The organism is Streptomyces sp. NBC_00454 (genome assembly GCF_041434015.1).
In the GTDB taxonomy this organism is placed as follows: Bacteria; Actinomycetota; Actinomycetes; order Streptomycetales; family Streptomycetaceae; genus Streptomyces.
In genome coordinates, this window is record NZ_CP107907.1 from 3,242,437 (window position 1) to 3,265,202 (window position 22,766).

The following is a 22,766-nucleotide window of genomic DNA, read 5'->3' on the forward strand; positions in this document are numbered from 1 at the left end:
TCAGTCCCACCGCGCCCCCGAGCAAGTCATGTCTCCGCCATGGCCTACTCGGGGGCTTCTGCGTTCCCTGCCTCTGTCCCCTCATCGCCCCAGATCAGAGCGTCGAGTACGGCACGCCGCTCGGGCGTGACCGCGTACCAGGCCCATGTACCGCGCTTCCTGCGGCGCACCAGGCCGGCATCCACGAGCATCTTCATGTGCTGACTCACGGTGGACTGGGCCAGGCCCAGGAGCGGCGTCAGATCGCATACGCACGCCTCGCCCTCCGGGGCCGCCAGCAGGACGCTGAGGATCTGCAGCCGTGTCGGGTCGGAAATGCCCTTGAGATTCCGTGCGAGAGCTTCCGCCCGTTCGCGGGGCAGAGGGTCCACATCGAGGGGCGGCCCGCAGGTCGGGTCCTCGTCGATGAAGGGCAGGAGTTCCGAGGGGTGGCCGGTCGCCTGTTCTACGGGCATGCGGATCACCCTATGACGGCCGCCTGAACGTCCGACATCACAGATGATCCTATTCAGCCATTATTTGCCTGCCGTTCAACTCGGCCCAAGCCGCACTCCGGACGCCCCACCAGGCAGGTGGGTGCCGTACGCGGTTGCTGCCACCCGCACCCCCTTCACCTGCAGCATCCCACTGAGCAGACTCGTGATCGCAGGGTGATTCACCTGCCCTCCGCTCTCAGTCAATCCACTGTTCACCAGCAAAGGCACAGCCATGTCCTTCACCACCACCGAGCCCCGCCGGGCACCGTCCCTCCTCTCCGGAAAGCGCACGCGGCAGACCCTCGCCGCCTCCGCCGGGCTGCTTCTCGCAACCGTGCTGACGGGCTGCGCGGGTTCCGCCAGCGCCGACTCGGCCGCGCTGCAGGCCAGCGGATCGACCACCGTCGCCCCGGTCGCATCGGACGCCGCCGAGGCTCTCAAGTCCAAGGGGCTGAAGATCACGGTGGCCACCCAGGGCGGCTCGGCCGGCGGCATCTCCCAGCTCGGCGCCGGCCAGATCAAGGTGGCGCTGAGCTCGAAGCCCCTGTCCGACCAGGACCGCAAGACCTACCCCAAGACCGACTTCGTCCCGACGCAGATAGGTGCGGACGCGGTCGGCATCATCGTCACCAAGGAGGTCGCCGACGGCGGCGTCAAGAGCCTCACCAAGGAGCAGGTGAAGGGCCTGTTCGAGGGCACGATCACCAACTGGTCGCAGGTCGGCGGCCCGGACGTGAAGGTCTTCGTCTACGACAAGGAGCCCGGTCGCGGCACCCGCGAGGTGCTCGACAAGTTCGTCTACGGTGGCGAGAAGCCCCCGCCGCCGCCGCAGTCCGACAACTACGCGGTCGTCGGCGGCAACCTGGAGACCCTCAACAAGCTCGAATCCACCCGGGGTTCCGTCGGCCCGCTGTCGACCGGCTTCATCGAGGGCCATGACGGCCTGGTGGCCGTGCCCCTGGACGGTGTCGCTCCCACCCTCGAGAACGTGAAGTCCTCGAAGTACCCGATGACCCGACCGCTGTTCGTGATCACCAATGGCCAGCCGCAGGGCTCCGCCAAGGAGTACATCGACTACATCCTCTCGGCGGAAGGCCAGAAGCTGCTGCCCAAGCACGGCTACCTGACCCGCGAGCAGATGGGGATGTGACCGTGGCTCTCACTCTGGAGCGCCCGCCCAAGGCGCCCCGCCCCGCCGCGCTGCGGCCGCCCGTCACGGGCGGCCGCCCCGGGCGGGCGAGATGGGTCTGGGGTTGGGTGTACACCGGGATGTTCTCGGTGGCCCTCGTCCTGACGGTGCTGATCGGATATCTCGTCACCGGCATCGCGAGCGGTGACGTCGACTGGCTCGCCCTGATCGGCGACCCGACGTGGAGCCCGGACAACGCGGCCTTCGGCGCTCTGGCCATGATCTACGGTTCGGCCGTCGTGTGTGTCCTCGCGCTGGTGCTGGCCGTTCCGGTCGGCTGGTCGGCGGCCATCGCGCTGTCGGAGTACCTGCCGCCCCGCCTGGCCCGACCCCTGAGGCTGAGCATCGAGCTCCTGGCGGCGGTGCCCTCCATCGTCTACGGCCTCATCGGCATCATGGTGGTACGGCCGTTCGTCGCGGCTCTGGGTGACGTCCCGGGCGGCGACAGCCTGCTCGCCGCGGGCATCGTCCTCGCCGTGATGATCATGCCGACGATCGTCGCGGTCAGCGTCGACGCCCTGGCCGCCGTACCCAGCCGCTACCGGGAGGCCGCCTACTCCCTCGGCCTGACCCGCCGGGAAGTCGTACGGTCGGCCGTGCTGCCCCAAGCCCGCGCGGGCATGCGTGCCGGTGTCCTGCTCGGTCTGGCCCGGGCCCTCGGCGAGGCCATCGCGGTCTTCCTCGTCATCGGACGGGCAGACGGACGACTTCCGAAGTCGTTCGGAGAGTTCCTCTCCTCCCTGGTGCACCCCGGTCAGACACTGACCACCAAACTGGCCGGCCCCGAGCCGATGCTCGCGGGAACCTCCGGTCCCTACTTCGCGGCGCTGTGCGGTCTGGGCGTCATCCTGCTCGTCCTGGTGGCCGCGGCCACGGTGTGGGGCACGCGCAGGACATCGAGCCGTTCCGTAAAGCGCGGGTTGCGCGCCCACCGGGCCACCTCCTGGCTGCGCATTCCACGGGACCGGCTCACGACGCTGCTCCGGCTGGGAGCCCTGCTGCTACCGGGAACCCTGCTCGTCGGAATGCTCGCCATCCTCGTGACACGGGGCAGCTCCGCACTCAACCCGGCCTTCTGGCTCACGTCCTCCACCGGCGCGGCCGGTGGCGGTGTACGTGACCAGATCGTCGGCACGCTCCTCCTGCTGGCCACAACGGCCCTGATCGCGCTGCCCCTCGGCTACGGGGCGGGCGTGCTGATCGGCGCCCAAGCCTCCGCGAGGACAGCACGCGTGCTGGAGACCCTCACCGTGGCCATCGGCGGGACACCGACCATCCTGCTGGGCCTGGCCGGATACGTCATCTTCTCCACAGCCATGGGTTGGGGCCGGTCCTGGCTGGCCGGGGCCGTCGTACTGGTCCCCGTGGTCGTACCGGTCATCGCCCTGACCACCGCGGGCCGCATCCGGAGCATGCCGAGCGAGCTCACCGAGAGCGCCCTGGCACTCGGTCTGTCCCGTACCCAGTACATCCGCTCCGTGGTCATCCCTTACACCTGGCCGGCCACGCTCACCGGACTGCTGCTCGGCCTGGCCCGGGCGGCGGGTGAGACGGCTCCCCTGATCTTCACCGCCACGGTGTTCTTCGGGGCGCCCGCCCTTCCGACCGGGATCGTCGACTCCCCGGTGCAGGCGCTGCCGACGCACATCTTCACCCTGTCCCAGGACTCGGGTGCCCCGGAGGCGGTCACCCAGGCGTGGGGCAGCGCTCTGGTACTGGTCCTGATCACCGCAGTGCTTCTCAGCCTGGCGGTGGCACTGCGCAACCGCTTCGAAGGAGCACGACGATGGACAACGTGATAGCAGTCCGGGACCTGCGGGTTCTCGACGGCAAGAAGACCCTGGTGGGCCCGGTCACCTTCGAGTTGACCAGTGGATCGACCACCGGCCTGTGCGGCCCCTCCGGCGCGGGCAAGTCCACGGTGCTGCGCGCTCTGGTCGACCTGCTGCCCCACGGTCTCACCCGCGACGGCCACGTGGAGGTGCTGGGGCGGACCGTCCGCCGCGGCAAGGGCGACTCCGGCTTGCGGAGCACCGTCGTCCTGGTGCCGCAGACGCCCGTGGTCTTCGGGGGGAGCATCCTGGACAACGCCCTCTTCGGACTCCGCCACCTGGTGCGTGCGTCCCGGGCGGACATGCGCGACCGCGTCGAACAGGCCCTGCGTGAGGCGGGCTTGTGGAGCGAGGTCTGCAACCGGCTGGACACCCCGGCTCAGACGCTCTCCGCCGGACAGCGTCAGCGGCTGTGCCTGGCGCGTGCCCTGGCCCTGGAACCTGCGGCCCTCCTGCTGGACGAACCCACCAGCGCCCTGGACGAGCGGAGCCGGGACACGGTCGAGGAGTCGGTGGCCGCCCTGCGCGGCAACCGCACGGTCCTGCTGGTCTCGCACGATCCGGCGCAGGTGGAGCGGCTCTGCGACCGCACGGTACGTCTGGAACTGCCGGAAACCGTGACGCTCTGCTCGGCAGCCGCCTGAGCACAGGGCTCCGAGATCCGGAACAAAGAACGGGAACCGGGCCCGGTCCATCGTGTCGCAATCACGATGGACCGGGCCCGGCGTCTGTCACCTGAGTGGCTCTGTCTACGGGAACGAACAGCGCTGAGCTTCAGGCAGAACTCACCTGGGGACGGTCTGGGTGACGCGCCACAGCCGTCGGGGGAGGCCGCCTTCCTCGAACGAGGCGACCTCATCGAGACTCCAGCCTTCGGCGAGGTCGTCGACGAGGTCGCGGGGGAAGAAGTGGACGGCGAAGCCGCCGTGCTCCCAGATGTCGTCTCCGTGCCCGGTACCGGCCCGGTAGTGGGCGTCCCCGGTGTGGCGGACGGTGTAGACGAAGGCTCCACCCGGCCGCAGTACCCGTCGTACCTCCGCGACCAGAGAGTGGATCTCCTGGGTGGACAGCGCCATGCAGAGCAGCATGTGCGCGAACACGGCATCCGCCGAGGCGTCCGCGAGCGGCAGGGGCTCGCGTACGTCGTGAACAGCCGTGCTGACGCGTCCGGCGATGCCTTGGGCGGCGGCGGCCTCGCGCAGCTGATCCAGACCGACCGGGCTGAAGTCGGTGGCCATCACGGAGAAGCCTTCACGGGCGAAGTACAGCGCGTCACGACCGTGGCCTGCCCCCAGCTCCAGCACCTCGCGGGCACTGGCGGCCCGGAAGACGGCAACGGCACGGACTGCCGGCTCGGACGGCTCCTCGCCGTACATGCCAGGGTGCGCGCCGTAGGTCTGCTGCCAGTGCGCCCGCTGAACCTCGGCCAGCTCCTGCTCCGACTCCGACACGCTGACGCCCTCCTGACCGAGCCGGTATCGAACAACCGGCCCCCGTCAGGCCACCCTAGAGGGCCCCAGGCCGTCGCCTCGCCCGCCCGCTGCCAGTGCTGTCGGTTCTGAGTGAACATCGGCTTCGACCAGAACCGGATACCTCCCAAAGCCCTGAACAATCTCTGCCGCAACTCGCGAACCAAGCCACCTGGGCGACCGCTCCGTACCCTCCACGGCTGTCACGCGACCGGCACGAGGGCTTCCGTTCGTACATCGGCCAGCGCGGCGAGGTACCGCTCCGCGTCCAGGGCGGCGGCGCAGCCGGATCCGGCCGCAGTGATGGCCTGGCGGTAGATGTGGTCCACCACGTCGCCCGCGCCGAAGACGCCGGGGATGTTCGTGCGGGTGGTGGGGGCCTGGGTCTTGAGGTAGCCCTCACCGCCCAGTTCGAGCTGGTCGGCGAAGAGTTCCGTACGGGGGTCGTGGCCGATGGCGACGAACAGGCCCGTGACGTCGAGCTCCCTCGTCTCGCCGGTGAGGACGTCCCGCAGGACGAGGCCGGAGAGCATGCCGCCGGTCTCCTTGATCTCGGCGACCTCGCTGTCGAACGCGAAGGAGATCTTGTCGTCGGCGAACGCCCGGTCCTGCATGGCCTTGGAGGCGCGCAGGGTGGAGCGTCGGTGCACGATGGTGACCGAGCGGGCGAAGCGGGTGAGGAAGGTGGCCTCTTCCATCGCGGTGTCGCCACCGCCGACCACGACGATGTCGCGGTCGCGGAAGAAGAACCCGTCGCAGGTCGCGCACCAGGAGACTCCACGCCCGGAGAGCGTGTCCTCGTTCGGCAGCCCGAGCTTGCGGTAGCCGGAGCCGGTCGCGATGATCACGGCCTTCGCGCGGTGGACGGTGCCCTCGGAGTCGGTCAGCAGCTTGATGTCCCCGCTGAGGTCGACGGAGACGATGTCGTCGTCGATCATCTCGGCGCCGAACTTCTCGGCCTGGGCCCGCATGTTGTCCATGAGGTCGGGGCCGTCGATGCCGCTGGGGAAGCCGGGGAAGTTCTCGACCTCGGTGGTCGTGGTGAGCGAACCGCCGACGAATATGGAGCTGCCGAACAGTAGGGGCTTCAGCTGCGCGCGGGCCGTGTAGAGGGCGGCGGTGTAACCGGCCGGGCCGGAGCCGATGATGATGACCTCGCGCACGTCGTCCTGCGCGCCTGTCGGGTTGGTCGTCATGATGCGGTCAGCTCTCCTGCTTCTGCGTGTTCTTGGCGTCGATCTCTGCGATGAGGCCCTCGATGAGACCCTTGATCTCGTCGCGGATGGGGCGTACGGCCTCGACTCCCTGGCCGGCCGGGTCCTCCAACTGCCAGTCGAGGTAGGTCTTCCCGGGGAAGTACGGGCAGGCGTCGCCGCAGCCCATCGTGATGATGTAGTCCGACGCCTGCGCGGCCTCGGGGGTGAGGACCTTCGGCTTCTGGTCGGAGATGTCGATGCCCAGCTCGGCCATGGCGGCGACGGCCGAGGGGTTGATCTGCTCACCCGGCACGGAGCCGGCCGAGCGGACCTCGACCCGGTCGCCCGCGAGGTGACGCAGGAAGCCGGCGGCCATCTGCGAGCGGCCTGCATTGTGGATGCAGACGAACAACACGGACGCGAGCGGGGTGGAGGACATCGGTTCTTCCTTCATCGGCAGGGTCAACGGGGCCGTCCATCGCGCTCAGGCGGCGATGACTCAGCCCGGACTGGTATCAGCCCTGGGTGATGTGACAGTATCAGTCCATGATGACGTCAGTCGACACTGATCTGCTCCGGGTTCTGGCCGATCCGATCAGGTTCCAGATCGTGACCCTGCTCGCCCGGGAGACGCTCTGCACCACGCACCTGGTCGAGGAGACCGGCGCCAAGCAGACCAACCTCTCCAACCACCTGAAGGTGCTCAGAGAGGCCGGGGTCGTGGAAACCGAACCATGCGGCCGCTTCATCTACTACAGACTCCGCCCGGAAGTCATCGAAACGCTCGCCGGTCAGTTCGCCAGCCTCGCGTCCGCCGCGCGCCTCACCGCCGAATCGAACTCCAAGCGGTCCTGTCCCTAGCCTTCCCGCTCTGCCTCACCTGCCCGAGGAGAACCTGCCTTGACCGCCCCCGAGCCCGCCGCCGACGCCATAGCCGGTGACGAGCCCCAGCCCGCACCCGGCGCGACTCCGCCCCGCACCCCGCTGATCGCCCGCGCCGCCGCCGAGCTGGTGGGCTCTGCCGCGCTGGTCGCGATCGTCGTCGGATCGGGCATCCAGGCCACGAAGCTCACTCAGGACGTAGCGCTCCAGCTCCTGGCCAACTCCACGGCCACGGTCTTCGGCCTCGGCGTCCTCATCGCCCTCCTCGGCCCGGTCTCCGGAGCCCACTTCAACCCGGCCGTCACCCTGGCCGAGTGGTGGACCGCCCGCCGCGGCGGCGCCGGAGTCACCGCCCGCGAGCTGGCCGTCTACGTGCCTTCGCAGATCGTCGGCGCCATCGCGGGCTCCATCCTCGCGGACGCGATGTTCGGCGAGCCACTGGTGAAGTGGTCCACCCACGACCGCTCCGCCGGGAACCTCCTCCTCGGCGAGGTGGTGGCCACGGCGGGCCTGATCATCCTGATCTTCGGCCTGGCCCGCACTGACCGCCTGCGCTTCGCACCCGTCGCGGTGGCCTCGTACATCGGCGCCGCGTACTGGTTCACCTCCTCCACCTCCTTCGCCAACCCGGCGGTGACGATCGGCCGCGCGTTCACCGACACCTTCGCGGGCATCGCCCCCGCCTCGGTGACCGGCTTCATCGGCATGCAGCTGATCGGCGTCGTGCTGGGCCTGGCCCTGGTCTCAGTCATCTTCATGCGCGGCAAGACCGGCAGCGGGCAGCCCGCCGCATGACGCGCCACACGGACGTGGTGGTGGTCGGCGGCGGCCAAGCAGGGCTCGCCGCCGGCTACTACCTGCGCAGGGCGGGCATCGACTTCACCATCCTCGATGCCCAGAGCTCCCCCGGCGGGGCCTGGCAGCACGGCTGGGACTCGCTCCACCTGTTCTCCCCGGCTGCCTACTCCTCCCTGCCCGGCCGGCTCATGCCACCGCAGGCAGGCAAGACGTTCCCGGACGTCTCCCACGTGCTGGAGTACCTCGCCGACTACGAGAAGCGGTACGAACTCCCCATCCAGCACGGCGTCCGCGTCGAGGCCGTCCGCGACCAGGCCCCTCTCCTACAGGTGGAGACCGACTCCGGCGCGTTCACGGCCCGCGCCGTGATCAGCGCGACCGGCACCTGGTGGCGTCCCTTCCTGCCCGCCGTCCCCGGCCGCGAGCACTTCCAGGGCCGCCAGCACCACACGGCGGACTACCGCAGCCCCTGGGACTACGCGGGACAGCGCGTCATCGTCGTGGGCGGCGGCAACTCCGGCGCCCAGGCCGCAGCCGACCTCGCCCCGCACGCCACCGTCCACTGGGTCACTCAACGGCCCGCCCGCTACCTTCCGGACGAGATCGACGGCAGCGCCCTCTTCGAACTGGCCACGCGGCGCGTTCAGTCCGGCGGGCCGCGCATCTCGGACCTCGGTGACATCGTCGCCGTCCCGCCCGTACGGGCCGCCCGAGACGCCGGACTCATCCCCGACCACCGGATGTTCGACAGCCTGACGGCCGACGGAGCCCGCTGGGCCGATGGCAGCAGTTGGCCCTGCGACGCGATCATCTGGTGCACCGGCTTCCGGCCCGCACTCTCACACCTGTCTCCGCTGGGCCTTCGCACCGAGGGCGGCCGCATCCCCACCGAGGGCACCCGCTCGGTGGCCGACCCGCGCATCCACTTCCTCGGCTACGGCGACTGGACCGGCCCCGCGTCCGCCACCCTCATCGGCGTCGGCCGCACAGCGCGCGAAGCGGTCCGTGAGATCACCGGACTCCTCAGCGCCTGAAACCGCACTGGAGCGGGAATGAACGGCGAGCTCAACTGATCCGCGGGCTCCGACGCTCGAGCAGGACCACGTCGCGCCACACGCCGTGGTGGCGGCCGATGCGCTCACGGGTGCCGATGACACGGAAACCGGCCCGCTGGTGCAGGGCCAGGCTCGCGGTGTTCTCGGGGAAGATCCCGGACTGGATCGTCCAGATGCCCGTCGCCTCCGTCGAGGCGATCAACGCGTCCAGCAGCGCACGGGCGACTCCACGGCCCCGGGCGCCGGGGTGGACGTACACGGAGTGCTCGACCACGCCCGCGTACGCGCACCGGTCGGACACCTTCGACGCCGCCACCCAGCCGAGCAGCTTCCCGTCAGGGCCGATCGCGCCGAAGCGGTGCTCGGCCAGCTTCGCCGCGTCGAACTCCGCCCAGCTGGGGGCGGCGGCCTCGAAGGTGGCGTTGCCCTCGTCGATCCCGGCTTGGTAGATCGCTAGGACGTCGTCCGCGTGCGCCCAGGTCAGAGGCTCGATGTGCAGGCTCACGCCCCACCGGCCCGCGTCAGGAGAGCGCCCATGGCGGCGAGAACGGCGGGCTCCACCCGGTAGAAGACCCAGGTGCCGCGCCGCTCGGAGGAGAGGAGCCCGGCGTCCTTGAGCTTCTTCAGGTGGTGGGAGACGGTCGGCTGGGAGACGCCCACGTCGGAGATGTCGCACACGCAGGCCTCCCCGCCCTCGTGCGAGGCCACCAGGGAGAAGAGCCGCAGGCGGACCGGGTCGCCGAGCGCCTTGAACATCACCGCACTCCGCTCGGCCTCGTCGGCCGTCAGTGGGCGTTCGGTAAGGGGCGGGCAGCAGGGGGCCACGGCCTCCAGCTCCAGCAGTGGCAGCAGCTTCGCAGTGGACATGCATCCATCATCAGACGGGATTCGACGAATGTCTATGTTGACGAATGTCGATCCAGGGTCCACCCTGGTGGCATCGAGACATCGACGTCTATCGAATCAACTGGGGAGCCTGCCGTGACCACACCCACCGAAGCCCTGCCCGTCATCGTGATCGGCGCCGGCCCCGCCGGCCTCGCCGCGGCTTCCCACCTGGTCGAGCGCGACATCGAGCCCCTGGTCCTTGAGGCGGGGCCCGCCGCCGGCAGCGCGGTACGCGAGTGGGGTCACGTACGGCTCTTCTCCACCTGGTCCGAGCTCGTCGACCCGGCTGCCGAGAAGCTCCTGGTGCCCACCGGCTGGACCGCCCCCGACGGCGCGACCTACCCCTCCGGCGCGGACTGGGCCGAGCGGTACCTCCAGCCGCTCGCAGACGTTCTGGGTGACAAGGTCCGCTACGGCGCCCAGGTCACCGGCGTCTCCCGCCTCGGCCGCGACCGCATCGTCGACGCCGACCGCGAGGCCCAGCCCTTCACCGTCAGCATCCTGAACGCCGACGGCACCGAGCAGCGCCTCACCGCCCGCGCCGTCATCGACGCCTCCGGTACGTGGTCCACGCCCAGCCCGATCGGCGGCGACGGCCTGCCCGCCCTCGGCGAAAAGGCCGCAGCCGACCGGATCTCGTACCGGATCCCCGATCTCAAGGACCCGGCCGTCCGCGCCCGTTACGCAGGCAAGCGCACCGCCGTCATCGGCTCCGGCGCCTCCGCCTTCACCGCGCTCGCGTACCTGGCGGAACTGTCCAAGGAGGAGTCCGGCACCCACACGGTGTGGATCCTGCGGCGCGGTATCAGCGGCTCGACCTTCGGTGGCGGCTCCGCCGACCAACTGCCTGCCCGCGGCGCCCTCGGCCTCGCCGCCAAGGCCGCCGTCGACAACGGCCACGCCGACGCGGTCACCGGATTCCGTACTGACGCCGTCGAGCGCCACGGCGACCAGCTGGTCCTGGTCGCCGAGGACGGCCGCCGCCTGGACCCGGTCGACGAGGTCATCGTCCTCACCGGCCTGCGCCCCGACCTCACCTTCGTGGACGAGCTGCGCCTCGCCCTCGACGAGCGGCTCCAGGCTCCCGTGGACCTCGCCCCGCTGATCGACCCGAACCAGCACTCCTGCGGCACGGTCTACCCCCACGGCGTGAAGGAGCTCTCCCACCCGGAGAAGGGCGTCTACCTGGCGGGTATGAAGTCCTACGGCCGCGCCCCGACCTTCCTCGCCATGACCGGCTACGAGCAGGTCCGCTCCATCGCCGCCCACCTCGCCGGCGACCACGAAGCCGCAGAACGCGTCGAGCTCACCCTCCCCGAAACCGGAGTCTGCGGCGGAGCCGGCCTCTTCGACCAGCCCGCAGCCGCCGAGGCGAGCGGTGGCGGCTGCTGCGCAGCCCCCGCCACGCTCACGATCGGCGCCCCGGCCTCATCCGGCGGCTGCTGACCTCCGTGAGACGCACCCAGGCCGACGCGGCCGCGACCGGGACGGGGGTCCGGTCGCGGCCGCGCGCCGTCCTGCCCGCCCTCTGCGCCACGCAGATCACCAGCTGGGGCATCGTCTACTACGCCTTCCCCGTCCTGCTCCCGCGCCTGACCGCCGAAACCGGCTGGTCCACCAACGCGGCAACGGGCGCGTTCTCCCTCGCGCTCCTGGTCTCGGCCGTAGCCGGAATCCCCATCGGCCGGATCCTCGACCACCGAGGGCCGCGCGCGGTAATGACCGCCGGCTCCGCACTGGGCACGCTCGCACTCCTCGTCATCGCGACCGCCCCCAACCTGGCCGTCTTCACCCTGGGATGGGTCCTCGCGGGCCTGACCATGGCCGCCACCTTCTATCCACCAGCCTTCGCCGCCCTCACCCGCTGGTGGGGCCCCGACCGCATCCGCGCCCTGACCGTCGTCACCCTCGCGGGCGGACTGGCCTCCACCGTCTTCGCACCTCTCACGGCAGCCATCGCGGAGCACCTGAGCTGGCGGGCCACGTACGCCGTCCTCGCCGTGATCCTGGCCGCCGTCACCATCCCCGCACACGCCCTGGCCCTGCGCGCTCCCTGGCCGGCTGCCCCACCGCCACCGCCCTCCTCGGACCGCACAACATCCATCCCGCGAAGCCGCCCCTTCCTCCTGCTGGCCACGGCCTTCACGCTCTCCGGATTCGCCATGTACGCGGTCGTCATGGGCTTGATCCCGCTCCTCACCGAACGCGGCGCCACTGCGACGCAAGCCGCTTGGGCCCTGGGCCTCGGCGGGGCAGGCCAGACCCTCGGCCGCACGCTCTACTCGGCCCTCGCCACCCGAACCTCGGTCACGACCCGCACTGCCGTCCTCATCGCCCTCGGCGGCGCGACGACGGCATCACTGGCCTTCACCCCAGGCCCTATGCCACTCCTGATCGCCCTCGCGATCCTCGCCGGAGTCGTCCGCGGCAACCTCACACTCCTGCAGGCCACCGCGGTCACCGACCGTTGGGGCACCACGCACTACGGCCGCCTCTCAGGACTTCTCGGCGCACCCGCCCACATCGCCGCAGCCCTCGCCCCCTGGGCCGGAGCCGCCTTTGCCGGCCAACTCGGCGGCCACACCGCTCTCTTCGCGGCCCTCGCATGCATCTCGATCCTCGCGATGCTCCTCGCCGTGGCTTCAGCGGCGAAACCGCACCCGGTCAGTGGTGCCCATCCGGGGTGAGCGTGATCCAGCCGTCCGGGATCCAGCCTTCGAGGTAGCCCTCCAGGAACGGCTCGAGCTCGGGGATTCCGAGGTGCGCCACTTCCCCGAGCGCCTGGCGCCACGGAAGCCACAACTGCGATGGCCAGCGGCCCCCTTCGACGTGAACCGTGAACAGCCGCGCGTTGCGCCGTACGCCGCCGCCGGACGGCACAACGTCCAGCCGGGCCACCGTCCCACCGAAGCGGAAAGCCGAGCCGGCAGCGAGCCGACAGGCAGCCGCCCTGTACGACTCGCCCGGCGCGCACGCCCTCAGGGGGAGACTCATCAGCCCCGGCGAGTACTGGACGAGGCCCAGCCGGTGAAACTCGTCGAAGCACACGAGGTACACCTCACGTCGCACCTTTGGTGCATACATAGCCACAAGAAAAAGAATGGCCCGTCGGGAGCGCGACGCACTCCGGGCGGACCGAACGGGTGGGTAGCCTGCAAACTCAGGACTCGGGCGGCGTCGGCGGCAACGCCGCCGGCCCGGGCCAGACCTGGAACCCGAAGGACGCTTCCAACCGGGCGAGCGTGCCCGAGTCCGGCATGACCCTGCCGTTGAGCACCCTGCTGATCGTCGAATGCGTCAGGCCCGTCGCCGCCGCGAGGCTGCGTAGCGTATGCCCGGTAGAGGACATGGCCCGCGCGAGGTTCCGGGAGAGGGACTGGCCGTAGTAGGCACTGACTGGCGCATCGGGAGCGAGAGCGGCATTGGGCCAAGCGCCGTCCACGACGTAGTCGCGCGGCTGCTTGTCGTTGCTGCTCCGGGGCATGCCGAGATCATCCCACGTACCCATGGGGCCGACCCTTCCCTCGCCTCGGATCCCGTCGCGGAGACCTCTCGCCTGTTGCAAGTAAGGACCAGAGTAGAGGTCCACGCCCTGTCCGCCCGACACATTCCAAGGTTCAGGAGCACTCCGTGTCGGCGAGCGACGCCACCGCCGTGGCCCGCACGCGCCACTCGGCTACTACGCGCGCCCGATGCGGCACTCCGGCAAGCGTTCTCACATGTACCGAGACCAGAGACATCGAGCAAGCCATAAGAGTCGTGGCCCGCAACATGACCCACGCGCAACGGAGTTGCGCCCAAACTCCAGAGAATCGGCTCGCTCGCATCTCTGCGTTTCCCTGCGGCGCGCGCGAAGGCTCGCTAGCTTGTGGGTGGATCATCAGAGGGGAGCGGAGCATGACCACAACAGGTGCGGGGTCCGCGCACCCTCTCGTTGAACACCTGCGGGAGATCCAGGCCGGGGAGCACGCCAAATGGGTCATCGCGACCGGCGTGTTGGCTGAGGTGCGACAAGAGATGGTCGACCTCCAGCGTCGCTTCGAAGAAGCGGAGCGAGCTCTCTTGTCGGCCGACGTACGACTGTCGGCCGTGAGCGACACCGTTCGCCAGGCCGAGGAGTTCTTGGGAGTGGAGCAGCCCTCGCATCCGACGGCCGATCCAGGTGAACACCCGAATCCTGCGGGCCCGCAGAGCTCCGGCTCCAACGTCGACACGGAGCCGAAGTCCCTCACGGAGCTGGTCCTCGAAGCGCTCGCGGACGGCCTGGATACGCCGACCTCCAAGATCGTCGCCCATGCTCAGCTGGAGCGTCCGGACGCGACACCTCGGCAGATCACCAACTGCGCCAGCCATCTGCGAGCCAGGGGGAAGGTCCTCATTGTCGGCCGCGGGGTCTACCGGCTGGCCATCAAGGAGCCGCGCACGTAGAGATCACCATCTCCCACACAGAAAAAGGCGCCGCCCGGGTGGCTAGACCCTGGCGACGCCGTGACACGTCAGCTGAGGGCCCACGCGCCGCCTCCAGGCTAGGTCATGGAGTAGCGGCCCGCCCGGCCCTCGGGAATTTTGTGCATTCAGCACTCGATCACCAATGAGGGCCCACGCCATGCCATCGGACGCATTCATGCACCACTTGCCTCTACGGGTCAGCAGCAGCTGGCCGCTCCAGCACTCCCACGGGGGTGTTCGATGAGTGCCGCGAACAAAGTCCGGAACATCATGCCCACCGGCGGAATGACCACCCTGCGGCAGCTGAAGGTGGTCGACGCGGTCGCCGAACTGGGCGGCGACGACCGGCTGGCCATCCCGGTTGCAGAGATCGCCGACAAGGTGGGGCTCAGCCCCCACAACGTCTCCTCCTCGCAGGGCTTTCTTCGTCAGGCCGGCTTGCTGGAGACTCACCACGGATCCCTTTCCATCACCACTGCCGGCTTTCGGCTGACGCGGCTCCGGACGGAGGACTCCGCCCGCGCTCGCCTCTTCCTGCATGACCACTGGCAGTCCACCTGGTTCACCAAGGCGGCCAAGCGTCTCCTGCGACAAGGACCGCGACAGAGGATCACACTCGCCGAAGAGCTCAGCCAAGGGCTACCGGCGACGGCGCCCGAACGCGGGCTCTACCTCGTGGACTGGCTCGACTACGCCCTGATCGTCCACGTGGACGAGGACGGAATGGCCCACCTCCCGGGCTCCATCCCCACACCCCCACCCCCCGCCGCTCCGGCATCAGGCCTGTTCCTCAGCTCGGTCGAAGCGACCATGGCGCTGCCCGATGACACCTTCGTGGCAGCCATGCAGGCGTACGGGACCCTCGTGAGCTCGCTCCGAGGGCCGGCGGCCCGCACCTAGTCAGGCTGGCTCGCCCCACCACGCCGAATGACGCCCCGGGCCGTCCCGCCCGGGGTCTCTTCGGCGCGTCCTCATCCATTCGCCCACGCCGGGTTGCAGCGGAGATCACAGATGCCCACCGTGATGGTGCAAGTACGGAACACAATGAATCATTCGAATCTTCCCAGTCAGAGGGTCGGGGGAGGGGTCGAACTGCTCTCCCCGACCCTCCGGAGGACCGTCATCATGGGAAGCGACCTGTCTCTCATCCATGCCATCGACCTCGTCATCGACGCGTGGCGGGAGATGACAGCCCTCGATGAGATGTCCGAGCAGACCTTCGACAAGTTCGGTCTCCTCATCAAGAGGTTCAGGCGGAACGCCACTGCACGAGGCGTACTGCTCATCTCGGACGTCACCGAGGTCATCGCCGAGGACTTCGTCAACGCCAAGGGCCGGAGCCGCCACGGCCACGTCTCGGACTCGGCGGTATCTACCCGCCGGGGCCGCCTAAGCGTCTTGCGGACCGCCTTCCGCACACTGCACGAGCTCGGGCTGAGCGACCAGGATCCGACGCGCCACATCGTCCTGCCCGCCCGCACCTACGAAGGTTCCCGCCCTCTCACCGAAGACGAGGCCGTGCTGCTGCGCCACCACGCCGCATACGCGGCCCGGCCGACCCGGCACGCAGCCGCGGCCGCCCTCGCCCTGGCCGGCGGGCACAGCGGCGAGATCGGGCACAGCGTCGTGGCCGACCTCGACCTGCCGCGCAGCCGCGTCTGGATGCACGGAGCGCGCAAATACGACCCCCGCTGGTGCCGGCTGGACGCCTGGAGCCGCCATGTACTGGCCGATCGAGCGCGCGACGTCCTCGCTCAGCACCCGGACAAGAGCACCGCGCGCCTCGCGGTGTCCAGCACCCCGGCATCCGATCCGGCCCTGCAGTCGCGATCGTGCGTCGCGCTCCGCGACCTGATCCGCAGGATCGGCCTCGGCGGAGAACCAGATGTCACCCCGGCTTCCGTCACCACCCGTGCCGCCGTCGAGACCTTCGAAGTGACCGGTCGCATCGAGGAATCCGCCCGACGGCTCGGGATCCGATCCCTGGACAGGGCCGCCTCCATCGTCGGCTACGACTGGCAGACCGACCCCGCCTTCACCGACGGGGGTCCGGCCCGTGCCTGACGACGTCTTCGGAACCCCCAAGCCCCAGTCCGAACGCCCGAACCGCAAACGCCAGCTCACCGACCAAGACCAGCGCAGCACCACCGAGCGCGTTCGCGACTGCCTCGACTACCCGCTGCTCTACGAGATGGCGGAACTCCTGCCGCCGCCGAACGTCGTCGGCTGCCCCCGTGAGTACCCGGGCATCGTCTACCTGATCATGGCTGCCCTCACCCCGGTGACGAAGTCCAAGCGCTCCACCACGGGGCTCCTGGCGTCTCCCCAGGACTGGCGCAGCGTACGGGCGAGCATCCGCCGCCACCTGGGCCGCAGGGCAGCGGCAGCCCTGCCCCTCACCGCGCCCTCCCGCGGGCAGTACCAGGACGCCCTGAACAACCTCCTCGTACCGGCCGCCGACGCACTCGAGGAGGCATTCCGCGGGTACGCCGCCCAGCAAGCCCTGAGCCAGGGCCTGTTCCCCTCTGACGCACCCAAGGTGTGGAGCAGGCCGGAGCGCCGGCAGCTCCTGGTCGGTGACGCCACCGTCCCCAAGGCGCCCTCCAAAGCACGCGCCGAGGAGATCGCGGACGAGGACACCGGTCTGATGCGAAACCACCGCGTCGACCCGGCCGCCCGCATCTACTACGAGAACGGAGAGAAGGAGAAGAAGCGAGTACGCGGCACCAAGTGGTTCTTCGCCTCCGGACGCGACACCGGCTACTGGACCCGTGTCATCCTCAGCTTCGCCCACGTCGCCGGCGGTGAGTACGAAGACGAAGCAGCCGTTGCTGTACGACAGTTCCACATGTTGAAGGACGCGCTGCCCCACTGCATGGGCGTCGTCTACGACGGAGCCTTCCGCGGCGTCCACCGTGACGCCCTCGCCCGGACCGGCCTACTGGCCATCAACAAGCAGCACGGATCCGTCGCCCCCGTCTTCTACGAGCGCATCAGCCCCTGCCGAAGCGGCCACGAGCTCTGGTGCGACCAAGGCCGCATCGCCGAGAGCATCCGCATCGACGACGGCACCCGCATCCTCGAACCCCTCCCCATCCTCAAGCTCGAGCACCGCGCCGGAGCTGCCAAGAGCCGCTGGTACCACGTCCTGAAGATCCCTTGCCGGCACGGCGACCACGGCTACCGCGTCCCCGTCGGTATCACCACCACCCCCGCCGACAGGACCCTGCGCTCCGTCGACACCGGCAAGCGCATCAAGAGCGACAGCGAACGCGGCTTCCACCGAGCCGAATACCTTCAGCAGATCCCCGAGGCCAGCCTCACCCACCAACTTCTGTACCCCTACCGCGCCGACTCCGAGTCCGTACACAGCCAGTTCGACCAGAGCCTCTGGAACCGCCGCATGATCGCCTACGGCGTGGAGCGCCAGAAGATCTTCGTCCTCGGCTTCGCGCTCTCCCAGAACGCCACCAGCCACCAGATCCACCTCGCGGCGGCCCGCAGCAACGCCCAACAGGTCCTTCGCATCGCCTGACACCCCTTGACCCCACGACGGCCGCGCCCACCCCAGGGCGCGGCCGTCGCTCCGTTAACGCCCCCTCCGGGGCAAGCGGAACAGAACGGATGCTCCAGCAGTCCGCCCACACCCGTGCAGCGCCCCCTGCCAGCCCACCCACCACCCGAGACACTCAGAAATCCCAGGTCACGACCATGTCTTCGCCTCAGCCCGGCCCCCACGGCAATCCATGCGACCACTCCCAGCACGATCCGCTAGGCTGTCAGCGGTCAGACGGCTCCCAAGCGTGTGCCCGGGAAAGTGTCCGCGAGGGCATCTCCACCTGGGTGTGCTCAGGTCATCTGACCAGCATGTTTGTCGAGGCAGCTCGCGCGATCCCTCTGGGGTTTCCGGCAACGTTTCCGACAAGCCCCCGCCTTCGTAGCTCAGGGGATAGAGCACCGCTCTCCTAAAGCGGGTGTCGCAGGTTCGAATCCTGCCGAGGGCACAAGCACAAAGGCCCCCAGCCGATCATGGCTGGGGGCCTTTGACGTCCGTGCTGGACATCGAGCGGGTCACGCATTTGGGTCACACGGCTGTCAGCTCCGGCCGGACTGCCGCACGCTTATTTCCAATGGCAGGGGGCTTACTCGCCGTGGAGCGAAAGTGGACGAACCCAGAAATGGGCTTCTATCCCGTACTTGGAAATGGCTCCTGGGCGCGTTCGGAGTTGTTGCCACTGGCGTCGTCGTGGCATGGCTGACCGGCCTGATCAGCACCGGAGAGGCGAAGGTTCTCAACCAGCCTGTGAGGCTGGGAGTCAGATCCGAAGAAGCAGGGCCTCTGCTGAACATTGGCGTCCAGCCCGGTATGGCCGGCACGTGTGGAAAAGAGGTCAGCCAGGTTTACCCGTATTCGACTTCCGACCCGCTGATGAACACGCCGCCCGGCTCGGGGCCGCGGAAGAACGGAAAGACTTGGGATGAGGACCCGCACGCCTTTGGTGCGGTGCCCGCGGGGCCGGCCTGGCTGACTGTAGCGCTCACGGCAAGCGACGACCGTGCGGTGGTCATCACCAATGTGGTCTTCCACACGATGGATGTCAAACCCGGCCTCACAGGGACAGTCGTAGAGCCCGAAAAGAGGTGCGGAAATGGCGTTACCTATCATGTGGGTCGAGTTGACTTGGACCTGAAGCCGCCTTACTGGACCAGCGTCTCTGCTGACGTCCACAAAGGCTGGAGGGCCGACGATCTGAAATTCCCGTACAAGGCATCGAAATCGGATCCCGCTTACCTGCTCATCGAGGTGGATCCGGGATCGCACCGTCGCTCATGGTATGCGGAACTCTCTTGGGTGGACGGAGCGACGTCGGGAAAGAGCCGAATCCCTGAGAGCGGGGTGTTCGAAATGACGCCGTCGAAGGGACTGCCGGTCAAAAGTAAGGTGCCCGGCCTGAATTGAGCGACCGCGTCATTGCCGGGTCACGGTGGGGTCGGGTGTTGCCTCGGGGGGTCCGGGAGGGTGAGGCGGGCCTGGGCGCCGCCTGGGGGTGGGTTGGTGAAGGTGAGGGTCGCGCCCAGGGTGCGGGCCTGGCCCGCGGCGATGGTGAGGCCGAGGCCGTGGCCCTTGTTCATGCCTTCCGTGCGGAAGCGTTGCGGGCCGCCCGTCAGGAGGTAGTCCGGGTAGCCCGGGCCGGCGTCCGTGACCGTCAGGGTGCGGCCGTCCACCGTCACCGTGACCGGGGCCGCGCCGTGTTTGTGGGCGTTCGCGATCAGGTTGCCGAGGATGCGTTCCAGGCGGCGGCGGTCCGTCTCCACGCGGAGGGGGGTGGACTCGATCACCAGTGAGGTGGGGTTGGTGGGTGAGGGTGCGCTCGCGGCGATCGCCCGGGCCGCCAGGGTCGGCAGGTCGTACGAGTCCAGTTCCACCCGCTCGCTGCGCGTGTCCAGCCGGGAGATCTCCAGCAGGTCCTCCGTCAGCGAGCGCATCGCCTGCACCCGGTCGCGTACCAGCTCGGCCGGGCGGCCCGGCGGGAGGAGTTCGGCGGCTGCGTTCAGGCCGGTCAGCGGGGTGCGCAGTTCGTGGGCCACGTCCGCCGTGAAGCGTCGCTCCGACTCCAGCTTGCGCTGGAGGGAGGAGGCCATGGTGTCCAGGGCGCTCGAGACGGCCGCGACCTCGTCCTTGCCGCGCGGGGAGCCGTTCACGCGGGCGTCGAGGTCGCCGGCGCTGATCCGGCGGGCCACCTGCGCCGTCTGGTGCAGGCGCCGCGTGATCCGGGTGACGCCGAACGCGCCGATCAGCAGGGTGCCGCCGATGGCCAGCGCGGAGGAGCCGAGGATGGCCCGGTCCAGGTCGGCGATGGTCTCCTCGCTGCCGCTGTAGTCCACGGACGCCGCGATGACCTGCCCCCGGTCGGCGGGGCCCGCGGCCCACATCGCGGACCGGCCGCGGTGCTCGCCGACGGCGGTGCCTCGCTTGCCGCTCGCCGCCAGCGCGCGGAGCTCCGGCGGCACGCCGGCCGCGCGGACGCCCTCGCCGCGCGGGGTGCTCGCGCCGCTCTCGTAGAGGTCGGTGATCCGTTCGAGTTTGGCCAGGGCGCGCTCGCGCGCGACGCCCACGGTCTGCCGGGTCATCGCGTCGTGGACGAGGGTGCCGAGCAGCGCCGCCAGACCGCAGCACATGAGGGTGATGAAGACCGCGGCCTTCCAGGTGAGCGTGGCGGTCCAGGCCGGGAGGCGTATCCGGGTCCCCGGGCGTGGGCCTCGTATCTCCTGTGCCGCTCGTGCGCCGCGCATCACCGTTCCGCCCGCGGGGTACGGGTGAGGTCGCGGGCGGTGGGCCCGGGGCCGAGGGTGTTCGGGGTGTGCTGGGTGTCGTTCATGATCCTCTGAATGCGGCCGTCCAGGAGCCGGTCAGATCACGGTAATGCGCCCCCCGGGAGGGGATGGCGGCGGGCTCCTCCGAGGGCGTCGGAGAGGGTGTCGGAGAGGGCCGTCGGCGTGCGGGGGTTCTACGCCGCCAGGTCGGCGTAGAAGATGACGTTGTTGGTGCGGTGGCCGTCCTTCAGTTCTCCGCCGCAGGTCAGCAGGCGCAGCTCGGAGCGGTTGGTGTCCCCGTAGACCTTGTCCGTCGGGAACTTCTTCTTGTCGACGTCCTCGATCTCACGGATCTTGAACCTCGCCGTCTTCCCGTCCTCCCGCGCCACCTCGATGACGTCGCCGAGCTTGATGTTCTTCACGTTCTTCATCAGGGCCGGGCCGTGCTTCGTGTCGAAGTGCGCGACGAGGACGGCCGCGCCCTTCTCGCCCGGGGTGACTCCCTCGGTCCACCAGCCGGGGGTGTCCGCGTCCGTGTCGGCGTCCGGCACGCCGAGCTCACCGGTCGCCGGGTCCACCTTGAGGTCCACCATCTTCTTCGCGTCCACACCCGCCGAGTCGATCTTCATACCGGTCGGCTTCGACTTCGGCAGGGTGGGCGTCGTCGCGGCGCCGGCCGCCGCGGCGGCCGCCGTGCTGCCGACCTTGGGGTCCGGCGGCAGCTCGGGGCCGCCCCCGCAGGCGGTGAGCGAGCCGATGCCGATGCCGGCGAGCGCGAGCACGGTGGAGGCGACGACCCTGCGGCGGGCGGCGGGGGCGGCGGTGCGGGTCATGTCGTACTCCGGGGTGGCGGCGTGGCAGGCAGGGAACGGCAGAGCTGGGGAACTACAGGAGATTTACGTCGTCCGGCGCGGCGGCGGCCCCATGCGCCGGGGCCGGCCGCCCTCGGCCGGTGGGCCCGGCGAGCGGGGTCGGATGCGGAGCAGCACCCCGTGTGCGGCGCCGCTGCCGGGGGTCGGAGGGCGGGCTGGTCAGCGCTCCGTGCGGTTGCGGCGGAGCATCGCGAAGCCGAGGCCCGCCGCGCCCGTGGCCGCCAGGCCGGCGCCGCCCGCGATCAGGAGGGTGCCCTCGCCGCCGGAGGACTCGACGCCCTCGGCACCGGCTCGCACGCCGCCCTTCGGGGTGACCTTCTTGTCCTGCTTGGCGTCCTGCTTGGCCTCCCGCTTCACTTCGGGCTTGGCTTCGGGCTTGGCTTCGGGCTTGGCTTCGGGCTTGGCTTCGGGCTTGGCTTCGGGCTTGGCTTCCGGCTTGGCGGTCGGCTTGCCGCCCTCGGTCCAGCCCTTCATCGTGCCGTCCGGGTTCAGGACGAAGTGCGCACCGTTGTGCTGGGCACTGTCGGCCTTCTTGCCGTCCGTCTTCATCGTGTGCCAGACCGACTTGTTGTTCAGCAGGTCGGCCTCGTAGCCGGCCTTGGTCTTGTAGACGCGGGCGTCGAAGCCGGAGCCGCCGAGGTTCTTGTACTCCCGGACCGCCTCGCGGCGGATCTCCTTGGCGGGGGCCGTCGGCGAGGGGTCGCTCGCGGCGGAGGGAGCCGTGGGGGCCGAAGGGGCCGCGGGGGTGCTGGGGGCGTCGGCCGAAGGGGTGCTGGGGGCGTCGGCCGCGAAGGCCTGGGCGGTCGGCAGTGCCAGGGCGGTGATGGCACCGGCGGCTACGGCGGCGGTACGGAAGGTGGCGCGCATGGGTGGTTCCCCTCGGGTCGGCGTCGCCTGTGGTCTCGGTCCGGGCGGACCACCCGGTTCGGGTGGTCCGCCCTGGCGACGGACAAGACGTTACGAGGGTCATGTTTTGGTAATGCCTCGGCAATGTAACAGTTATCGGGACGCTTTCCCGCGAAGCAGTTAAGAGCCCTCATTTGCATGAAAGTGCAATCAATTTCGTCTTCCCCGGGCATGCGAAAGCCCTTCCGGCCGGGCCGGAAGGGCTGACGTATGACGAAAGGGACGGCCTAGCTCAGGCCCCGGCTGCGCTCGCCGATGCGGTCACCCTGTGGGGTTCCGGCGCGCTTGAGCGCCGCCTTCGTGTGCGCTCCGCCCTTGATCTTGCTCCGGAGCTCATGGTCGAAGCCGTGCGTCTGCCCGCGCGGCGGGCCGGGCGCATCCAGGGCCTTCGCCAAAGCCGCTCGGACGTCATGCTTCTGCTCTTTGCTCATCCCGCCGT

Annotated in this window: 25 protein-coding genes and 1 tRNA gene; 14 read left to right on the forward strand and 12 right to left on the reverse strand. The window is 69.6% G+C overall.

Annotated elements, in window-relative coordinates; translation table 11 throughout:
• Positions 1 to 44 precede the first annotated feature (44 nt).
• Positions 45 to 455, reverse strand: a complete 411-nt coding sequence (locus tag OHU74_RS14905) for an ArsR/SmtB family transcription factor (protein WP_371616354.1) — start codon at positions 453 to 455, stop codon at positions 45 to 47.
• 253 nt (positions 456 to 708) lie between these two features.
• On the opposite strand from OHU74_RS14905, the gene OHU74_RS14910 reads away from it, so the two are divergent.
• The 3 genes from OHU74_RS14910 to OHU74_RS14920 all read left to right on the forward strand — a co-directional run bounded on the left by OHU74_RS14910 (position 709) and on the right by OHU74_RS14920 (position 4,141).
• On the forward strand, positions 709 to 1,626 hold the full coding sequence (locus OHU74_RS14910) for a phosphate ABC transporter substrate-binding protein (protein ID WP_330296893.1): 918 nt from the start codon (positions 709 to 711) through the stop codon (positions 1,624 to 1,626).
• Positions 1,627 to 1,745: 119 nt separating this feature from the next.
• Complete coding sequence (pstC, locus tag OHU74_RS14915) at positions 1,746 to 3,464, forward strand: phosphate ABC transporter permease subunit PstC (RefSeq protein WP_371619691.1); 1,719 nt, start codon at positions 1,746 to 1,748, stop codon at positions 3,462 to 3,464.
• Complete coding sequence (locus OHU74_RS14920; protein ID WP_371616355.1) at positions 3,452 to 4,141, forward strand: ATP-binding cassette domain-containing protein; 690 nt, start codon at positions 3,452 to 3,454, stop codon at positions 4,139 to 4,141. The genes pstC and OHU74_RS14920 overlap by 13 nt, the downstream gene beginning before the upstream one ends.
• A gap of 141 nt (positions 4,142 to 4,282) precedes the next feature.
• Here the strand turns inward: OHU74_RS14920 and OHU74_RS14925 are convergent, their stop codons facing one another.
• The 3 genes from OHU74_RS14925 to OHU74_RS14935 form a co-directional block, all read right to left on the reverse strand.
• A complete protein-coding gene (locus OHU74_RS14925; RefSeq protein WP_371616356.1) occupies positions 4,283 to 4,948 on the reverse strand; it encodes a class I SAM-dependent methyltransferase in 666 nt (221 codons plus the stop codon).
• A 221-nt stretch (positions 4,949 to 5,169) separates the two neighbouring features.
• Complete coding sequence (gene trxB / locus OHU74_RS14930; RefSeq protein ID WP_371616357.1) at positions 5,170 to 6,162, reverse strand: thioredoxin-disulfide reductase; 993 nt, start codon at positions 6,160 to 6,162, stop codon at positions 5,170 to 5,172.
• 7 nt (positions 6,163 to 6,169) lie between these two features.
• Entirely contained in the window at positions 6,170 to 6,601 is a 432-nt protein-coding gene (locus OHU74_RS14935) for an arsenate reductase ArsC (protein ID WP_330296897.1), read from the reverse strand.
• A 107-nt stretch (positions 6,602 to 6,708) separates the two neighbouring features.
• Here OHU74_RS14935 and OHU74_RS14940 point away from each other — a divergent pair, with 107 nt between their 5' ends.
• The 3 genes from OHU74_RS14940 to OHU74_RS14950 are packed head-to-tail and all read left to right on the forward strand — an operon-like array spanning position 6,709 to position 8,876.
• Positions 6,709 to 7,023: an ArsR/SmtB family transcription factor gene (locus OHU74_RS14940; RefSeq protein ID WP_371616358.1), complete on the forward strand. Its 315-nt coding sequence runs from the start codon at positions 6,709 to 6,711 to the stop codon at positions 7,021 to 7,023.
• A gap of 39 nt (positions 7,024 to 7,062) precedes the next feature.
• Entirely contained in the window at positions 7,063 to 7,839 is a 777-nt protein-coding gene (locus tag OHU74_RS14945) for an aquaporin (RefSeq protein ID WP_371616359.1), read from the forward strand.
• Complete coding sequence (locus OHU74_RS14950) at positions 7,836 to 8,876, forward strand: ArsO family NAD(P)H-dependent flavin-containing monooxygenase (protein WP_371616360.1); 1,041 nt, start codon at positions 7,836 to 7,838, stop codon at positions 8,874 to 8,876. The genes OHU74_RS14945 and OHU74_RS14950 overlap by 4 nt, the downstream gene beginning before the upstream one ends.
• Before the next feature lie 31 nt (positions 8,877 to 8,907).
• Here the strand turns inward: OHU74_RS14950 and OHU74_RS14955 are convergent, their stop codons facing one another.
• On the reverse strand, positions 8,908 to 9,402 hold the full coding sequence (locus OHU74_RS14955) for an N-acetyltransferase family protein (protein WP_371616361.1): 495 nt from the start codon (positions 9,400 to 9,402) through the stop codon (positions 8,908 to 8,910).
• On the reverse strand, positions 9,399 to 9,764 hold the full coding sequence (locus tag OHU74_RS14960; RefSeq protein WP_371616362.1) for an ArsR/SmtB family transcription factor: 366 nt from the start codon (positions 9,762 to 9,764) through the stop codon (positions 9,399 to 9,401). The genes OHU74_RS14955 and OHU74_RS14960 overlap by 4 nt, the downstream gene beginning before the upstream one ends.
• Positions 9,765 to 9,878: 114 nt before the next feature.
• On the opposite strand from OHU74_RS14960, the gene OHU74_RS14965 reads away from it, so the two are divergent.
• A complete protein-coding gene (locus OHU74_RS14965; RefSeq protein ID WP_371616363.1) occupies positions 9,879 to 11,231 on the forward strand; it encodes an NAD(P)-binding domain-containing protein in 1,353 nt (450 codons plus the stop codon).
• 5 nt (positions 11,232 to 11,236) lie between these two features.
• Positions 11,237 to 12,472, forward strand: a complete 1,236-nt coding sequence (locus OHU74_RS14970; protein ID WP_371616364.1) for an MFS transporter — start codon at positions 11,237 to 11,239, stop codon at positions 12,470 to 12,472.
• Here OHU74_RS14970 and OHU74_RS14975 read toward each other — a convergent pair.
• Together OHU74_RS14975 and OHU74_RS14980 are read right to left on the reverse strand one after the other, a co-directional pair.
• Positions 12,450 to 12,833, reverse strand: coding sequence for a hypothetical protein (locus OHU74_RS14975; RefSeq protein WP_330296913.1), 384 nt, complete (start codon positions 12,831 to 12,833; stop codon positions 12,450 to 12,452). The genes OHU74_RS14970 and OHU74_RS14975 overlap by 23 nt on opposite strands.
• A 112-nt stretch (positions 12,834 to 12,945) precedes the next feature.
• A complete protein-coding gene (locus OHU74_RS14980) occupies positions 12,946 to 13,293 on the reverse strand; it encodes a helix-turn-helix transcriptional regulator (RefSeq protein WP_330296914.1) in 348 nt (115 codons plus the stop codon).
• A gap of 389 nt (positions 13,294 to 13,682) precedes the next feature.
• On the opposite strand from OHU74_RS14980, the gene OHU74_RS14985 reads away from it, so the two are divergent.
• From OHU74_RS14985 to OHU74_RS15010, 6 genes are all read left to right on the forward strand, one after another.
• Positions 13,683 to 14,213, forward strand: a complete 531-nt coding sequence (locus tag OHU74_RS14985) for a hypothetical protein (RefSeq protein WP_330296915.1) — start codon at positions 13,683 to 13,685, stop codon at positions 14,211 to 14,213.
• A gap of 291 nt (positions 14,214 to 14,504) precedes the next feature.
• Complete coding sequence (locus OHU74_RS14990; RefSeq protein WP_330296916.1) at positions 14,505 to 15,134, forward strand: hypothetical protein; 630 nt, start codon at positions 14,505 to 14,507, stop codon at positions 15,132 to 15,134.
• 225 nt (positions 15,135 to 15,359) lie between these two features.
• Complete coding sequence (locus tag OHU74_RS14995) at positions 15,360 to 16,298, forward strand: hypothetical protein (protein ID WP_330296917.1); 939 nt, start codon at positions 15,360 to 15,362, stop codon at positions 16,296 to 16,298.
• Positions 16,291 to 17,769, forward strand: coding sequence for a hypothetical protein (locus OHU74_RS15000; protein WP_371616365.1), 1,479 nt, complete (start codon positions 16,291 to 16,293; stop codon positions 17,767 to 17,769). The genes OHU74_RS14995 and OHU74_RS15000 overlap by 8 nt, the downstream gene beginning before the upstream one ends.
• Before the next feature lie 396 nt (positions 17,770 to 18,165).
• Positions 18,166 to 18,238 (forward strand) — tRNA-Arg (locus tag OHU74_RS15005).
• Between the two features lie 158 nt (positions 18,239 to 18,396).
• Complete coding sequence (locus OHU74_RS15010; protein WP_371616366.1) at positions 18,397 to 19,194, forward strand: hypothetical protein; 798 nt, start codon at positions 18,397 to 18,399, stop codon at positions 19,192 to 19,194.
• A gap of 20 nt (positions 19,195 to 19,214) precedes the next feature.
• Here OHU74_RS15010 and OHU74_RS15015 read toward each other — a convergent pair whose 3' ends face one another.
• The 4 genes from OHU74_RS15015 to OHU74_RS15030 all read right to left on the reverse strand — a co-directional run bounded on the left by OHU74_RS15015 (position 19,215) and on the right by OHU74_RS15030 (position 22,758).
• A complete protein-coding gene (locus OHU74_RS15015) occupies positions 19,215 to 20,528 on the reverse strand; it encodes an ATP-binding protein (protein WP_371616367.1) in 1,314 nt (437 codons plus the stop codon).
• A gap of 215 nt (positions 20,529 to 20,743) precedes the next feature.
• Positions 20,744 to 21,382 (reverse strand): sortase domain-bontaining protein, encoded by a 639-nt coding sequence (locus OHU74_RS15020; RefSeq protein WP_371616368.1) that lies wholly within the window; start codon positions 21,380 to 21,382, stop codon positions 20,744 to 20,746.
• A gap of 198 nt (positions 21,383 to 21,580) precedes the next feature.
• Positions 21,581 to 22,288, reverse strand: a complete 708-nt coding sequence (locus OHU74_RS15025; RefSeq protein WP_371616369.1) for a hypothetical protein — start codon at positions 22,286 to 22,288, stop codon at positions 21,581 to 21,583.
• Between the two features lie 266 nt (positions 22,289 to 22,554).
• Positions 22,555 to 22,758: a hypothetical protein gene (locus OHU74_RS15030; RefSeq protein WP_371616370.1), complete on the reverse strand. Its 204-nt coding sequence runs from the start codon at positions 22,756 to 22,758 to the stop codon at positions 22,555 to 22,557.
• Positions 22,759 to 22,766 lie beyond the last annotated feature (8 nt).

Coding starts and splice junctions, on each gene's coding strand:
- OHU74_RS14905 (WP_371616354.1), bottom strand. CDS start 455: ATGCCCGTAGAACAGGCGACCGGCCACCCCTCGGAACTCCTGCCCTTC.
- OHU74_RS14910 (WP_330296893.1), top strand. CDS start 709: ATGTCCTTCACCACCACCGAGCCCCGCCGGGCACCGTCCCTCCTCTCC.
- pstC (WP_371619691.1), top strand. CDS start 1,746: ATGTTCTCGGTGGCCCTCGTCCTGACGGTGCTGATCGGATATCTCGTC.
- OHU74_RS14920 (WP_371616355.1), top strand. CDS start 3,452: ATGGACAACGTGATAGCAGTCCGGGACCTGCGGGTTCTCGACGGCAAG.
- trxB (WP_371616357.1), bottom strand. CDS start 6,162: ATGACGACCAACCCGACAGGCGCGCAGGACGACGTGCGCGAGGTCATC.
- OHU74_RS14935 (WP_330296897.1), bottom strand. CDS start 6,601: ATGTCCTCCACCCCGCTCGCGTCCGTGTTGTTCGTCTGCATCCACAAT.
- OHU74_RS14940 (WP_371616358.1), top strand. CDS start 6,709: ATGATGACGTCAGTCGACACTGATCTGCTCCGGGTTCTGGCCGATCCG.
- OHU74_RS14950 (WP_371616360.1), top strand. CDS start 7,836: ATGACGCGCCACACGGACGTGGTGGTGGTCGGCGGCGGCCAAGCAGGG.
- OHU74_RS14960 (WP_371616362.1), bottom strand. CDS start 9,764: ATGTCCACTGCGAAGCTGCTGCCACTGCTGGAGCTGGAGGCCGTGGCC.
- OHU74_RS14980 (WP_330296914.1), bottom strand. CDS start 13,293: ATGGGTACGTGGGATGATCTCGGCATGCCCCGGAGCAGCAACGACAAG.
- OHU74_RS14985 (WP_330296915.1), top strand. CDS start 13,683: ATGACCACAACAGGTGCGGGGTCCGCGCACCCTCTCGTTGAACACCTG.
- OHU74_RS14990 (WP_330296916.1), top strand. CDS start 14,505: ATGCCCACCGGCGGAATGACCACCCTGCGGCAGCTGAAGGTGGTCGAC.
- OHU74_RS14995 (WP_330296917.1), top strand. CDS start 15,360: ATGGGAAGCGACCTGTCTCTCATCCATGCCATCGACCTCGTCATCGAC.
- OHU74_RS15015 (WP_371616367.1), bottom strand. CDS start 20,528: ATGCGCGGCGCACGAGCGGCACAGGAGATACGAGGCCCACGCCCGGGG.
- OHU74_RS15020 (WP_371616368.1), bottom strand. CDS start 21,382: ATGACCCGCACCGCCGCCCCCGCCGCCCGCCGCAGGGTCGTCGCCTCC.
- OHU74_RS15025 (WP_371616369.1), bottom strand. CDS start 22,288: ATGCGCGCCACCTTCCGTACCGCCGCCGTAGCCGCCGGTGCCATCACC.
- OHU74_RS15030 (WP_371616370.1), bottom strand. CDS start 22,758: ATGAGCAAAGAGCAGAAGCATGACGTCCGAGCGGCTTTGGCGAAGGCC.